The organism is Streptomyces sp. SX-6 (assembly GCF_059089585.1).
Genome location: NZ_JBTHHU010000007.1, coordinates 1 through 13,990, shown reverse-complemented (window position 1 = coordinate 13,990; position 13,990 = coordinate 1). Strand labels below are relative to the sequence as shown.

Annotated in this window: 12 protein-coding genes, 1 rRNA gene and 2 riboswitches; of the genes, 1 reads left to right on the top strand and 12 read right to left on the bottom strand. The window is 69.4% G+C overall.

The window, feature by feature from the left end; all coding sequences use genetic code 11:
• Positions 1-6: 6 nt before the first annotated feature.
• A complete protein-coding gene (gcvP, locus tag ACV530_RS10380; RefSeq protein WP_494332046.1) occupies positions 7-2,892 on the bottom strand; it encodes an aminomethyl-transferring glycine dehydrogenase in 2,886 nt (961 codons plus the stop codon).
• Between the two features lie 64 nt (positions 2,893-2,956).
• Positions 2,957-3,076, bottom strand: a riboswitch (glycine riboswitch).
• A 1-nt stretch (position 3,077) separates the two neighbouring features.
• A riboswitch (glycine riboswitch) is annotated at positions 3,078-3,186 on the bottom strand.
• Positions 3,187-3,302: 116 nt separating this feature from the next.
• Between gcvP and ACV530_RS10375 the strand changes: the two genes are divergently transcribed.
• A complete protein-coding gene (locus ACV530_RS10375) occupies positions 3,303-3,632 on the top strand; it encodes a PRC-barrel domain-containing protein (protein ID WP_494332045.1) in 330 nt (109 codons plus the stop codon).
• 16 nt (positions 3,633-3,648) lie between these two features.
• Here ACV530_RS10375 and ACV530_RS10370 read toward each other — a convergent pair whose 3' ends face one another.
• From ACV530_RS10370 to rrf, 11 genes are all read right to left on the bottom strand, one after another.
• On the bottom strand, positions 3,649-5,016 hold the full coding sequence (locus ACV530_RS10370) for a DNA polymerase IV (protein ID WP_494332044.1): 1,368 nt from the start codon (positions 5,014-5,016) through the stop codon (positions 3,649-3,651).
• A gap of 79 nt (positions 5,017-5,095) precedes the next feature.
• Positions 5,096-5,782 (bottom strand): MerR family transcriptional regulator, encoded by a 687-nt coding sequence (locus ACV530_RS10365; protein WP_494332043.1) that lies wholly within the window; start codon positions 5,780-5,782, stop codon positions 5,096-5,098.
• 182 nt (positions 5,783-5,964) lie between these two features.
• A complete protein-coding gene (locus ACV530_RS10360; RefSeq protein WP_469781335.1) occupies positions 5,965-6,438 on the bottom strand; it encodes a bifunctional nuclease family protein in 474 nt (157 codons plus the stop codon).
• A gap of 50 nt (positions 6,439-6,488) precedes the next feature.
• On the bottom strand, positions 6,489-7,256 hold the full coding sequence (ftsR, locus tag ACV530_RS10355) for a transcriptional regulator FtsR (protein ID WP_494332042.1): 768 nt from the start codon (positions 7,254-7,256) through the stop codon (positions 6,489-6,491).
• A gap of 17 nt (positions 7,257-7,273) precedes the next feature.
• Entirely contained in the window at positions 7,274-8,113 is an 840-nt protein-coding gene (locus ACV530_RS10350) for an FHA domain-containing protein (RefSeq protein WP_494332041.1), read from the bottom strand.
• 130 nt (positions 8,114-8,243) lie between these two features.
• Positions 8,244-9,086 carry a DUF881 domain-containing protein gene (locus ACV530_RS10345; RefSeq protein ID WP_494332040.1) on the bottom strand — a complete coding sequence of 281 codons (843 nt, stop codon included), beginning with the start codon at positions 9,084-9,086 and terminating at the stop codon, positions 8,244-8,246.
• Positions 9,087-9,091: 5 nt separating this feature from the next.
• A complete protein-coding gene (locus ACV530_RS10340; protein ID WP_004947174.1) occupies positions 9,092-9,424 on the bottom strand; it encodes a small basic family protein in 333 nt (110 codons plus the stop codon).
• Positions 9,421-10,311, bottom strand: a complete 891-nt coding sequence (locus ACV530_RS10335) for a DUF881 domain-containing protein (RefSeq protein ID WP_494332039.1) — start codon at positions 10,309-10,311, stop codon at positions 9,421-9,423. The genes ACV530_RS10340 and ACV530_RS10335 overlap by 4 nt, the downstream gene beginning before the upstream one ends.
• A 105-nt stretch (positions 10,312-10,416) precedes the next feature.
• Entirely contained in the window at positions 10,417-12,912 is a 2,496-nt protein-coding gene (locus tag ACV530_RS10330; RefSeq protein WP_494332038.1) for a sugar phosphate nucleotidyltransferase, read from the bottom strand.
• 73 nt (positions 12,913-12,985) lie between these two features.
• Positions 12,986-13,594: a cardiolipin synthase ClsA gene (clsA, locus tag ACV530_RS10325; protein WP_494332037.1), complete on the bottom strand. Its 609-nt coding sequence runs from the start codon at positions 13,592-13,594 to the stop codon at positions 12,986-12,988.
• 140 nt (positions 13,595-13,734) lie between these two features.
• A 5S ribosomal RNA gene (rrf, locus tag ACV530_RS10320) occupies positions 13,735-13,851 on the bottom strand.
• Positions 13,852-13,990 lie beyond the last annotated feature (139 nt).

The following is a 13,990-nucleotide window of genomic DNA, read 5'->3' as shown; positions in this document are numbered from 1 at the left end:
GGCGTGTCAGCCCTCGTACTCCTCCAGCGGGGGGCAGGAGCAGACGAGGTTGCGGTCGCCGTAGGCACCGTCCACGCGGCGCACCGGCGGCCAGTACTTGTCGGCCGCGGAGACGCCCTCCGGGAAGACGGCCTCCTCACGGCTGTAGGGGTGCTCCCACGTCCCGGTCACCGATGCCGCGGTGTGCGGGGCGTTGCGCAGGGGGTTGTCGTCCTTGTCCCACTCCCCGGAGCCGACCTTGTCGATCTCGGCCCGGATGGCGATCATCGCCTCGCAGAAACGATCCAGCTCGGTGAGGTCCTCGCTCTCGGTGGGCTCGATCATCAGGGTGCCGGCCACCGGGAACGACATGGTGGGCGCGTGGAAGCCGTAGTCGATCAGGCGCTTGGCGACATCGTCCACGGTCACCCCGGTCGCCTTGGTGAGCGGGCGCAGGTCGACGATGCACTCGTGCGCGACCAGCCCGCCCGGGCCGGTGTAGAGCACCGGGTAGTGCGGCTCGAGGCGCTTGGCGATGTAGTTGGCGCCGAGCACCGCGACCTGGGTGGCGCGCTTGAGGCCCTCGCCGCCCATCAGGCGCACGTACGCCCAGGAGATCGGCAGGATGCCCGCCGAGCCCCACGGCGCGGCCGAGACCGGCCCGACGCCCGTGGCCGGGCCCGCGGTGGGCTGCAACGGGTGGTTGGGCAGGTACGGGGCGAGGTGGGCGCGGACCGCGACCGGGCCGACGCCCGGACCGCCGCCGCCGTGCGGGATGCAGAAGGTCTTGTGCAGGTTCAGGTGCGAGACGTCGCCGCCGAACTTGCCCGGTTCCGCCAGTCCGACCAGCGCGTTGAGGTTGGCCCCGTCCACGTACACCTGGCCGCCCGCGTCGTGCACGAGGGCGCAGATCTCGCTGATGTGCTCCTCGAACACCCCGTGCGTGGACGGGTAGGTGACCATGAGCACGGCCAGTTCGTCGCGGTACTGCTCGATCTTGGCACGCAGGTCGGCGGCGTCGACCTCACCGTCCTCGCCCGTCTTCACCACGACGACCTTCATGCCGGCCATCACGGCGCTGGCGGCGTTGGTGCCGTGCGCGGAGGAGGGGATGAGGCAGACCGTGCGCTGCTCGTCCCCGTTGGCGCGGTGGTAGGCCCGTACGGCCAGCAGCCCGGCGAGTTCGCCCTGCGAGCCCGCGTTCGGCTGGATCGACACCTTGTCGTAGCCGGTGATCTCGGCCAGCCGCTCCTCGAGTTCGGTGATGAGCGTGAGGTAGCCGCGGGCCTGCCCGACCGGGGCGAAGGGGTGCAGCGCGGCGAACTCCGGCCAGGTGACCGGTTCCATCTCGGTCGTGGCGTTGAGCTTCATGGTGCAGGAACCGAGCGGGATCATGCCGCGGTCCAGCGCGTAGTCCCGGTCGGCGAGCCGACGCAGGTAGCGCAGCATCGCGGTCTCGGAGCGGTGGTTGTGGAAGACCGGGTGGGTGAGGTAGTCGCCCTGGCGCAGCAGGTTCTCCGGCAGCGTGTCGGCGGCCGACGCGTCGAGGGCCTCGATGTCGGCCTCGACTCCGAACGCGGCCCAGACGGCTGCCAGCTGGTCCCGGGTCGTGGTCTCGTCGCACGCGATGCCGACCCGGTCGGCGTCCACCAGGCGCAGGTTGACGCCCCGTTCGCGGGCGGCCTCCACGACCTCGGCCGCCCGGCCGGGCACGCGCGTGGTGAGGGTGTCGAAGTACGCGCCGTGCACGACCTCGACGCCGCCCGCGCGCAGCCCTTCGGCGAGCAGCGTGGCGTAGCGGTGGGTACGGCGGGCGATGGCCGCGAGGCCGTCCGGGCCGTGGTACACGGCGTACATGCCGGCCATGACCGCGAGCAGCACCTGGGCGGTGCAGATGTTGCTGGTGGCCTTCTCGCGGCGGATGTGCTGTTCGCGGGTCTGCAGCGCGAGGCGGTAGGCCTTGTTGCCGTCCGCGTCGACCGAGACGCCGACCAGGCGGCCGGGGAGGCTGCGGGCGTACTGCTCGCGCACGGCCATGTATCCGGCGTGCGGGCCGCCGAATCCCATGGGGACGCCGAAGCGCTGGGTGGTGCCGACCGCGATGTCGGCACCCAGCTCGCCGGGCGGGGTGAGGAGCGTGAGCGCGAGCAGGTCGGCGGCGACGGTGACGATCGCGCCGAGTTCATGGGCCCGTTCGACGACCGGCCCGAGGTCGCGCACGGCACCGGAGGCACCGGGGTACTGGAGCAGCACGCCGAAGACGCCCCGCTCGGCGATCTCGTCGGGGATGCCGCCGGAGAGGTCGGTGACGACGACCTCGACTCCGGTGGGTTCGGCGCGGGTGCGCAGGACGGCGGTCGTCTGCGGCAGGGTGTCCGCGTCCACGAGGAAGACGCCGTTCTTCACCTTGCCGACGCGGCGGGAGAGCGCCATCGCCTCGGCCGCGGCGGTGCCCTCGTCGAGCAGGGAGGCCCCGGAGGTGGGCAGGCCGGTCAGATCGGCGACGACGGTCTGGAAGTTGAGGAGGGCCTCGAGGCGGCCCTGCGAAATCTCCGGCTGGTAGGGCGTGTAGGCCGTGTACCAGGCGGGGTTCTCCATGACGTTGCGCAGGATCACCGGCGGGGTGAACGTGCCGTGGTAGCCGAGCCCGATCATCGGGGCGAGCACCTGGTTGCGGTCCGCGAGCTCACGCAGCTCGGCGAGGACCTCGGCCTCGGTACGGGGGGCGGGCAGGCCGAGGGCCTCGGTGCTCTTGATCACCTCGGGCACGGCGGCGGCGGTGAGTTCGTCGAGCGAGCCGAAGCCGACCTGGGCGAGCATCTTGGCCTGGGCCTCGTCGTCGGGCCCTATGTGGCGGTCGGCGAAGGGGATTCCGCGCTCCAGGTCGGAAAGGGAGATGCGGTGGGCGGTCATCTGCGGAGGCCTCCTGGTCGTTGCGACCTGCGAGGGGCACCACGACATGGGCACCCCGACGGCCTCCCCCTCTGTCATCTCGACCTGAGAGCTTCACCGGGCCGCGGAGCACCCGGCTTTCACCGTCGGTGAGGAGGGGCTCGGCGTGGTACCCGGCCGGGGCCCGACCTGCTTTCCAGAGTGACCTTGCCCGTACGGTACGGGTGCCTGAGAGATTCCGGGGAGGATTTGCTCCTTCGGCGCCTCCGTCGATGCCCATCAGGGCCCTCAGGAGGACTCTCCCGCACGGGTTCTGCGGCCAATCGCCAGCCTACCAGCGGGTCTCCACGGGCGGATCTCCCGAGTGGCCGCTTACCGCTTTGTGGCTTTTCGTGGTTCTCGTGGTGCCCCAATGGTTCTCGTGGTGCCCCATGGGAGGAAGCATGCAGACCGACGTCGACCCCCGGAGCCTGATCGGCCGCAAGGCATACGACCGCCACGGCGCGAAGATCGGCACGGTGGACGAGGTCTACCTGGACGACGCGACCGGGGAGCCGGAGTGGGCCGCCGTCCGCACGGGGCTGTTCAGCCGGGACGCCTTCGTGCCGCTGGAGCCTAGCGAGGTCGTGGACGACACCCTGCGCATCCCCTATGAACGGGCGCTCATCAAGGAGGCGCCCGATTTCGGCGTCGGCCGCCACCTCTCCCCCGAACAGGAGCTGCAGCTCTACCGGCACTACCGCCTCGACCTGCCCTCGTGAACGCACCGCGCACCGGTCAGGGCGCCGGCTCCTGCGCCCCGCTCCCGGTGGGCCGTATCAGCGGCAGGGGGTCGGCGGGCTCGAGGGCGGGGTCGTCGACCGCGAACGTGCGCACGCGCCCCGGGCCGGACCAGGGCACCTCGAAGCGGACCGTGACCTTGCCGACCCCGCTCCCCTGCACCCACCCCGGCCCGTGCTCGGCATGCAGGACGTCCAGCCCCGGCAGCCACTGCCGTGGCCTCGGCACAGCGCTCGCCTCCTCCCGCACCGGGGCCTCGGCGGCCTCCTGCGCACCGGCCTCGGCCGCGTCACCCGCCGCCTGCGCGAAGAGGTCCTCCTGGGTGTAGTCGGCGAGACCGCTGACCCCGACCCCCAGCAGCCGCACTCCCGCCGTCGTGTCGACCGTCTCGATCAGCCGGGCCGCGGCCTCGCGGACCACGACGGGGTCGTCGGTCGGACCGCGCAGGGTCTCCGAGCGGGTCAGGGTGGAGAAGTCGTAGCGCCGCACCTTGATGACGACCGTGCGCCCCGATCTCCCGGCGGCCCTCAGCCGCTGGACGCAGCGGTCCGCGAGGCGGGCGATCTCGAGCTGCACCCGGACCCGGTCGGTCAGGTCCTCGGCGAAGGTGTCCTCGACCGACACGGACTTGGCATCGCGCTCGGCCACGACCGGGCGGTCGTCATGGCCGGTCGCGAGGGCGTGCAGCCCCGCGCCGTGCGCCTTGCCGAGCAGCCTGACCAGCTCCGCCTCACCCGCCTCGGCCGTCTCCGCCACCGTGTGGATGCCGGCCTTCCGCAGGGTCTCGGCGGTCGCCGGACCGACGCCCGGGATCACCCGCACCGACATCGGGCCCAGGAGCTCCCTCTCGGTGCCGGGCTCGATGACGAGAAGCCCGTCGGGCTTGGCCTGCTCGGACGCGATCTTCGCCAGCATCTTGGACCCCGCGAGCCCCACCGACCCGCTGAGCCCGGTCGCCGCCCGGATGTCCCGCCGCAGCTTTTCACCGACGGCACGGACGGCCGCCAAGGAGGGCTCGACGCCCCCGGCCTCGAGATCCACGAAGGCCTCGTCGAGGCTCAGCGGCTCCACCAGCGGCGACAGCTCGCCCAGCAGCCCCATGACCACCTCGCTGACCCCGCGGTACAGGGAGAACCTCGGGGTCAGATACGCGGCGTTGGGACAGAGCCGCCGGGCCTGGGCCGTCGCCATGGCCGAATGGACGCCGAAGACGCGCGCCTCGTACGACGCCGTGGCCACCACGCCACGGGGACCGATGCCGCCCACCACCACCGGTTTCCCGCGCAGGCTGGGCTTGGCCGCCTGCTCCGCCGAAGCGTAGAAGGCGTCCATGTCCAGGTGCAGGATGGTGGGGGCATCTCTCACATGATCGATGCTGCCGCACACCACTGACAATCGCACGTATGCGCGACTGGAGATGCCCGGAATGCGGCCCGGCCGACGGTCAGCCGGCCCGGTTGCGGCGCCGCGCCAGCTCGTCCATGGGGTTGTGCCCGATGAGCGTCTCGCCGGTGTCGACACGCTCACCGTGCAGCTGGGCGAGCGCGCTCTCGACGTCCCGCCACACCACGCCGACCGCGATGCCGAAGACCCCCTGGCCGCCCTGCAGAAGCCCGACGACATCGTCGGGCGACGCGCACTCGTACACCGTGGCGCCGTCGCTCATCAGCGTCATCTGCGCCAGATCGGCCATGCCGCACGAGCTCAGGTGCTGCACGGCGGTGCGGATGTTCTGCAGGGACACGCCCGTGTCCAGCAGCCGCTTGACGATCTTGAGGACGACCACGTCCCGGAAGCTGTAGAGCCGCTGGCTGCCCGAACCGTACGCGGGCCGCACACTGGGCTCGACGAGCCCCGTACGCGCCCAGTAGTCCAGCTGCCGATAGGTGATACCGGCCGCCGCGCATGCGGTCGGCCCCCTGTATCCGATGACCTCGGAGCCTGTTGCTCCGCTTTCTGCGCCGACCTCCCCCTGGGAGTTCCGCCCGCGCGGCGCGGTGACCGCCGCCGCGGCGGGGACAGGGGCGCCCCCCATGCCTTTCAGGCCATGGGGGCGGGTCACCGGTTCGACCGTTCCCCCATGCAGCGGATACGGACTGCCGACCGCTGTACCGTCGCCCGTGCTTCTCACGCCGACCTCCGTCCTTGACCTGCCCTCTCGACGGTAGGCAGTCGCTCGGGGTGCGTCAACGATCGCCACACTCGGCACGCCGAGTGATAATCACCCAGAGAGTGGTTTTACGTGTCCCGGTAACGGGAAAAGCTACTCGAATGCCCCACAGGGCCGACGACCTGGTGCGGCCGCCGCATACCTCACTGGCTGTTGGTGCCGAAGTCTTCCGGTGAGATCTGGTCGAGGAACTCGCGGAACTTCTCGACCTCGTCCTCCTGCTCATCCGGGATGGCGATGCCGGCATCGTCCAGCACACCGTCGCTGCCGTAGATCGGCGTCCCGGTGCGCAGTGCCAGCGCTATGGCGTCGGATGGCCTCGCGCTGACCTCCACCCCGCTGGCGAAGACGAGCTCCGCGTAGAACACGCCCTCACGGAGATCCGTGATGCGCACCTCAGCGAGCTGCTGCCCCACCGCGTCCAGCACATCCTTGAAAAGGTCATGGGTCAGCGGCCTGGCAGGGGCCATGCCCTGCTGGGCGAAGGCGATCGCCGTCGCCTCCCCCGGTCCGATCCAGATGGGGAGGTAGCGGTCGCCTCCCACTTCACGCAGGAGCACGATCGGCTGGTTGGAGGGCATTTCGACCCGGACACCCACGACATCGAGCTCGTTCACACAGCAACCCTAGGCCGTGCCCGGCAGGTTTGGGTAGTCGGGCCGCCGCCTCACTGCGCTCGGTTGCGCAGCGCCGCCTGGACCAGGGCCGCGTGCAGCCGTACGGACAGCGTCGCAAGCTCCCGGACAGTGGCTTCCGCGTGCGCCCTGGTCTGCGGATTGCGGTGCCTGCGCAGGGGTGCGACCACTTGTTCGACAAGCCCTGCCTCGCGCTCGGCGGCGGCCTTCATGACACGCAGATGACGCGGCTCCAGACCGAAACGGCCGAGATCGGCGACGAGCTTGGCGATCGCCAGGGCGTCGGCGTCGAATCCGCCGTCCGGGTAGGCGCCGAGCAGGCCGTACGACTCCCATTCCGCCAGCTCGCCCTCGGTCACGCCCGTGGTGGCCAGCAGCTCCTCCCGGCCGGCCCGGGCCGCGGCAGGGGCCGTGGGGCCGGTCTCGGGGGCCTGGGGCCCGTCCGAGCCCTCCGGGAGCTCCAGGGCGTCCCGCGCCGGGGCGGGAGCGGGCAGCTGCACCCGCTCGCCCCGGGCCATGGCGTCCAGATGCTCCCGGATGACCTTCAGAGGGAGATAGTGGTCGCGCTGCATGCGCAGCACATGCCCCAGCCGCTCGACGTCCGACGTGCTGAACTTGCGGTAGCCGGACGGCGTGCGCTGGGGCTCGACCAGGCCCTCCGCCTCCAAGAAACGGATCTTGGAGATGGTGACCTCGGGGAATTCCTCACGCAGCAGATTGAGCACCGTGCCGATGCTCACCAGCCGGCCTTCCGCAGCGGCGGCACCGGGACCGGAACCGCCCGACGGTGTCTGGAGCATGAGTCTTTCCCCTGGGGTCAGATGCCTCGCTGGCTGCCGAAGAAGACCAGACGGTACTTGCCGATCTGCACCTCGTCGCCGTTGGACAGCACGGCCGAGTCGATCTGCTCCCGGTTGACGTACGTGCCGTTGAGGCTGCCGACATCCGTGACGGTGAAGCCGCCGTCGTGGCTGCGGCGGAACTCCACATGACGACGCGAAACGGTGACGTCGTCGAGGAAGATGTCGCTCTGCGGGTGACGGCCCGCCGTGGTCACCTCGCCGTCCAGCAGGAAGCGGCTGCCGGAGTTGGGACCGCGCCGGACCACCAGCAGGGCCGAACCCTGCGGCAGGGCGTCGACGGCCGCCTGCGCCTCGGGGGACAGCGCCGGGATCGGCGTCTGGCCGGTGGTCTCCGAGTCATAGGCCTCGAGACCGGAGATCGAGATGGTGGAGGTGGTCTCCGAGGCACGCTCGGCCACGGCCCCCGGCCGCAGTGGCGCACCGCACTGGGAACAGAACCGGCTGGTCTCGCCATTCCGGTGGCCGCACCTCGTACACACCTGCACGGCAGCCCCTCCACCCGCGCTCGAGGTCGGTGGTGCCCCGAAACCTATGCGGCCCGTCGCCGCCGGGTCAACAGGAGGCAGGCCCTGTCCGCCCTGGACGTCACCGCCGGGCGCTCCCAGCTGGTCCCGGAACAGCGGGCGGCCCTCCTGGCTCTCCTCGCCCTCCACCGGACGCGCGGCCCGATGCCGGGCGGCACCGCCGCCGCTCTGGCGTGCGCTCTTGCCGAACAACTTCGCAAACAACTTCACGGGCGATTCCCCTTGACCGAAACAGACCCGCCCGTGGGGCAGGACAAACCCTCGATGCACACACCGTCCGACCCGGACATCCTTACAACGTCCATGGCCAACAGACAGTTTCCATCACGCACCCCCATCTTGGTGCGCCGACCCCCCGCAACTTGCCGCCCTCCCCGCAGAGCCCCTGCGCCGTCCCGTCTCACTGCGATGACGACCGAGCGTAGTCAGGCCGCTTCGCCGGGCGCAAGGCGTCGACAACGATCTTCTCAGACCGGACGACGTTGACGCCCGCCTGCTCCTTCTGCAGAGTCTGCACCACTCCACCGGGAATGTTGAGCGCCGGCTCCAGATCCTGCGGCTTGCCGATGACCTTGAACTTGTAAGGCTGCGAGAGCTTCTGACCGTCGATCGTCACCTTGCCCTTCTCACCCGAGAAATACGTTCCGGCGACCACCCGGACACCGTTCACCTGAATCGCCTCCGCGCCCGCGGCACGCAGTTCCTGGATGGTGTCGAGCAGCATGTCGGACTCGACCGCGCCCTTCTCGTCGCTCACCGTGAGCTCGATACCGGGCCCCTGTGCGGCGACCGTGCCCGCGAGCACGCCCAGCTGCTGCTCCTTCTGGGCCGTCTGCTTACGGGCTTCGGCGGCCTGGTTGGTGCTGCTCTGCAGCTCGTTCTTCTGGCTCTCCAGTTTCCGCTTCTCGTCGTCGAGCCGCTTGGTCCGGTTGTCCAGTTCGTCCAGGATCCGTACGAGGTCCTCCTGGCGGGCGCCGCGCAAGGCGCTGCTCTCGCTGTTCGATCTGACCTGGATGGCCAGCCCCAGCCCGAGGACGCACAGCAGCAGCGCGACGGTGAGCTGGGCCCGCGTGAACCTGGGCGGCCACAGACCGTTGGCCAGCCTCTGACGCCCCGTCAGCTCCTCGGATTCCGGTTCCGCCGGGGTGCCGCCGGCTGCGGCGTCCTCCGGCGGCTTCGGCCGCTCCTCTTCGCCGCCCGGTCCCTGGCCGCCGGGCTTGCCGGGTGTGTCGTCGGTGCTCATCGGCCTCACGCCCGGAAGACGTGCCGCCGGATGGCGGCGGCGTTGGAGAAGATGCGGATGCCGAGGACGACCACGACGCCGGTGGACAACTGCGCCCCGACACCCAGCTTGTCGCCCAGGAAGACGATCAGCGCCGCGACGACGACGTTGGACAGGAAGGAGACCACGAAGACCTTGTCGTCGAAGATTCCGTCCAGCATCGCCCGCAGACCGCCGAACACCGCGTCGAGTGCGGCCACGACGGCAATGGGCAGGTAGGGCTCGACCGCCGTCGGCACCACGGGACGGACCACGAGTCCGACCACGACTCCGACGATGAGGCCCAGTACGGCGATCACGATGTGCCCTTCCCTGTCTCTAGCGGCTGTGCGGTACGCACGATCAGGCTCGGCGCGGCCGGGAGCTTCATGTTCCCCTCGACGGAAATGCTCGCCCTGACCCCGTAGTTCTGCTGCAGCACATGCAGATACTGGCCGTCCACGCTGTCCTGGAACGAGGTGTTCATCCGCTGGCCGTTGCCGATCGCCAGCACCGTGTACGGCGGCACCAGCGGCCTGTTGTCGACCAGTATGGCGTCGCCCGCGGCCCGGATCGCCGACAGTGCCGTCAGGCGCTGGTCGTTGATGGCGATCGCTTCCGCACCGGCCTGCCACAGCCCGTTGACGATGCGCTGCATGTCGCGGTCGCGCACGCGCCCCGTGTCCGAGAAGCCGCTGCTCTCCCGCGGCCCTCCGCCACTCGTCTTGGCCTGCTTGGCGTCGTCCACGACCACCTTGAGGCCGGGTCCGTGAACGGGGGTCGCGCCTGCGAGCAGGGACACCAGCTCCGCCTTGTCGCCGCCGTGCTTCTGCAGTGCCTCACGCTGTGTGGTGTTGACCGAAGTACGCAGCGCGTCGACGTTCTTCTGCAGCGAGTCCGCCGCCGAGGTCTCGGCTTCGATGCGGTTGATGAGCTGCTCGCGCTCCTTGGCCAGCGTCGGCGCCGATATCCGCGCCTGCGCCGCTCCGATGGTCACCACCGCGGCGGCGAGCAACAGCGCCGCCGCAAGCCCCAACTTGGCCCGCAGCTTGCCCGGGAGGCCGCCGACACCCGCCGCGCGTCTGGCCGCCGCTTCGGCATAGCCGTCGTCGAGACTGTGGTCCATCACATTGGTCAGCAGCGACATGGACGCGTCGGGACGCTGAGGCTGAGCTGAGGTCCTCCGAACGGGGGGCTGCTGCGGCATGCCGCACATCGTCGCACGTCGGTGGTGTCGTCTCCCAATGGCCCCACCGGCGTGCCGGATCCGGAACCGGGGAGACGACGCCCACCGGGACGCGAGCAGGATGATTCAGCGGCCCGCGCCGTCCACCACTGCCGTCCACTCGTCCAGCAGCGCCTGGGCGGACGCGTCGTCAGGGCCTTCCGCCCACAGGTGCGTCACCGCTTCCGCCGGGTCGGGCAGCACCATCACCCACCGCCCGTCGGTCTCGACCACCCGTACACCGTCGGTCGTGTCGACCGACCGGTCCCCGGCGGCCTCGACGACCTGACGCATGACCAGCCCCTTGACGGCCCACGGCGTCGCCAGGTCCCGGCGCAGGACATGCGCCCGGGGAATGCGCGCGTCGATCTGACTGAGCGTGAGCTGCGTACGGGCCACGAGGCCGATCAGCCGTACGAAGGCCGCCGTGCCGTCGAAGACGCTGCTGGACTCGGGGACGATGAAGCCGCCCCGGCCGTCCCCGCCGAAGATGGTCGAATCCGCACGGCCGACCCGGGTCAGGTCGTCGGGCGACGTCGTGGTCCAGTCCACCTGGGTGCCGTGATACGCGGCGACCTGCTCGGCGATCCGTGTCGTGGTCACCGGCAGCGCCACCCGCCCGCTGCGCCGCTCGGCGGCGACCAGGTCCAGGAGGACGAGCAGGGCCCGGTCGTCCTCGACGATGCGCCCCCGCTCGTCCACCAGCGAGATGCGCTCCCCCACAGGGTCGAACCGCACCCCGAACGCGGCCCGCGCCGACGCGACGATCTCACCGAGCCGCACCAGCCCGGACCGGCGGGTGTCGGCGGTCTCGGTCGGACGTGCCTCGTCGAGCCCGGAGTTGATGGTCAGGGCGTCCACGCCGAGCCGGCCGAGGAGGCTGGGCAGGACGAGGCCCGCGCTTCCGTTCGACGCATCGACGACGACCTTGAGCCCGGCCTCGGCGACACCGCTGGTGTCCACGGACCGCAGGAGGGCTCCGGTGTAGGAGTCGTAGACGCTGGACGGGAAGGACAGGTCGCCGATCTCGCCGGGGAACGCGCGCCGGTATTCCTGGCGGGCGTAGACGCGGTCGAGCTTGCGCTGCCCCGCCTGGGAGAGGTCGGCGCCGCGCTCGTCGAAGAACATGATGTCCACCGAGTCGGGTACGCCCGGTGTCGTACGGATCATGATGCCGCCCGCACTGCCCCGGGCGGTCTGCTGTCTGGCCACGGGCAACGGGACGTTCTCGAGGTCGCGCACCTCGATCGCGCTGGCCTGGAGCGCGGAGATGACCGCACGCTTGAGGGCCCGCGCACCGCGGGAGTGGTCGCGTGCGGTGGTGACCGTCGCCCCCTTCTTGAGCGTCGTGGCGTACGCGCCGGCGAGCCGCACCGCGAGCTCGGGGGTGATCTCCACATTGAGAATGCCGGACACTCCCCGCGCTCCGAAGAGATGGGCCTGGCCTCTCGACTCCCAGATGACCGAGGTGTTGACGAACGCGCCCGCCTCGATGGTCTTGAACGGGTAGACCCGGACGTTGCCCTGGATAATCGATTCCTCACCGACGAGGCACTCGTCGCCGATGACGGCTCCGTCCTCGATCCGGGCGGCGCGCATGATGTCGGTGTTCTTGCCGATGACGCACCCGCGCAGATTGCTCTGCTGGCCGACGTAGACGTTGTCATGGACGACGGCCTTGTGGAGGAAGGCGCCGCTCTTGACGACGACGTTGGAGCCGACGACGGTGTGTTCGCGAAGCTCGGCATTGGCTTCGACCTTCGCGTAGTCGCCCACGTAGAGCGGACCGCGGAGGACGGCGTCGGGATGCACTTCCGCGCCCTCGGCGACCCAGACGCCGGGCGAGATCTCGAAGCCGTCGATCTCGACATCGACCTTCCGCTCGAGGACGTCGGCCTGGGCCTTGACGTAGCTCTCGTGGGTGCCGACGTCCTCCCAGTAGCCCTCGGCGATATAGCCGAAGATCGGTTTGCCTTCCTTCATCAGCTGCGGGAAGACGTCTCCCGACCAGTCGACGGGTACGTCGGGCGCCACGTAGTCGAAGACCTCGGGCTCCATGACATAGATGCCCGTGTTCACCGTGTCGGAGAAGACCTGGCCCCAGGTGGGCTTCTCGAGGAAGCGCTCGACCCGGCCGGCCTCGTCGACGATGGTGATGCCGAATTCCAGCGGGTTGGGAACCCGGGTCAGGCAGACGGTGACGAGCGCGCCCTTTTCCCTATGGAATCTGATCAGGTCTGTCAGATCGAAATCGGTGAGGGCATCGCCGGAGATGACCAGGAAGGTGTCGTCCCGGAGTGCTTCCTCCGCGTTCTTGACACTGCCCGCCGTGCCGAGTGGCTTTTCCTCGTTGGCATAGGTGAGCTCCATGCCGAGTTCTTCGCCGTCACCGAAGTAGTTCTTCACCAGGGAGGCGAGGAACTGAACGGTCACAACGGTCTCGTGCAGCCCGTGCCGTTTGAGCAGACGGAGCACATGCTCCATGATCGGGCGGTTGGCCACCGGCAGAAGCGGCTTGGGCATACTCGCGGTCATGGGGCGAAGACGAGTGCCTTCGCCACCGGCCATCACGACGGCCTTCATGTGGAAGCGTCCTCCTTGAGAGACGACGGTCAGACCGACATCACCGCCGCCAAAGCCCGAGGACCAGGCGAGATCAGTCGGCCGTGGCATCCGCCTTGACCAGTCGGCGGACCTGCACCACGTAGAGGATCCCTGCCCACCAATAGAGCGTTGTACCCCATCCGGCGAACGCCCATCCGAAAATTGCGGCCGGTGTATGCAGCCAGTCTCCCCTGTCACTGAGAAGCAGCAGCGGGAACGCATACATCAAGTTGAAAGTCGCGGCCTTCCCGAGGAAGTTCACCTGCGGCGGCGGATAGCCATGCCGTCTCAGAATCCACACCATGACCAGCAGCATCGCTTCGCGTGCCAGAAGCGCCGCGGTCAGCCAGAGCGGAAGGATCTCCCGCCAGGTGAGACCGACGAGCGTGGACAGAATGTAGAGACGGTCGGCGGCCGGATCGAGCAGTCGACCCAGGCTGCTGATCTGATTCCAGCGCCGGGCGAGCTTTCCGTCGAGGTAGTCGCTCACTCCGCTCAGGGCAAGCACCAGCAGCGCCCAGAGATCGCAGTTCGGCCCACCGAACTTGGGCCAGAGAATGAGCCACAGGAAGAGGGGCACACCGGCGAGGCGTGCCATGCTGAGGATGTTCGGGATGGTGAGGACGCGGTCGGTCTGGACGCGCGTCTCCTGGACCTCCACCCGGGGGCCTCCTGTGGGGATGTGTCTGTCGATGCCCCCTGACCATACCCGTACCTTCCGCCGACGTGCACAGAGGGGTCTCAAAACGCAAGTAAGCCCTGGCAGGAATCGAAATTCCTACCAGGGCTTACTGAATAATTGTTCGGCGGCGTCCTACTCTCCCACACGGTCCCCCATGCAGTACCATCGGCGCTGAAAGGCTTAGCTTCCGGGTTCGGAATGTAACCGGGCGTTTCCCTAACGCAATGACCACCGAAACACTATAAAGCTGAACTCCAGCCAGCAATAGGCGAGTTCGTTACTTCAGAACAAACACAGTGGACGCGAGCAACTGAGGACAAGCCCTCGGCCTATTAGTACCAGTCAGCTCCAACCGTTACCGGTCTTCCACACCTG

Bases quoted from the DNA above. Each gene is read 5' to 3' on its own strand.
- gcvP (WP_494332046.1), bottom strand. From the start codon at position 2,892: ATGACCGCCCACCGCATCTCCCTTTCCGACCTGGAGCGCGGAATCCCC.
- ACV530_RS10375 (WP_494332045.1), top strand. From the start codon at position 3,303: ATGGGAGGAAGCATGCAGACCGACGTCGACCCCCGGAGCCTGATCGGC.
- ftsR (WP_494332042.1), bottom strand. From the start codon at position 7,256: ATGCTCCAGACACCGTCGGGCGGTTCCGGTCCCGGTGCCGCCGCTGCG.
- ACV530_RS10345 (WP_494332040.1), bottom strand. From the start codon at position 9,086: ATGAGCACCGACGACACACCCGGCAAGCCCGGCGGCCAGGGACCGGGC.
- ACV530_RS10335 (WP_494332039.1), bottom strand. From the start codon at position 10,311: ATGCCGCAGCAGCCCCCCGTTCGGAGGACCTCAGCTCAGCCTCAGCGT.
- ACV530_RS10330 (WP_494332038.1), bottom strand. From the start codon at position 12,912: ATGAAGGCCGTCGTGATGGCCGGTGGCGAAGGCACTCGTCTTCGCCCC.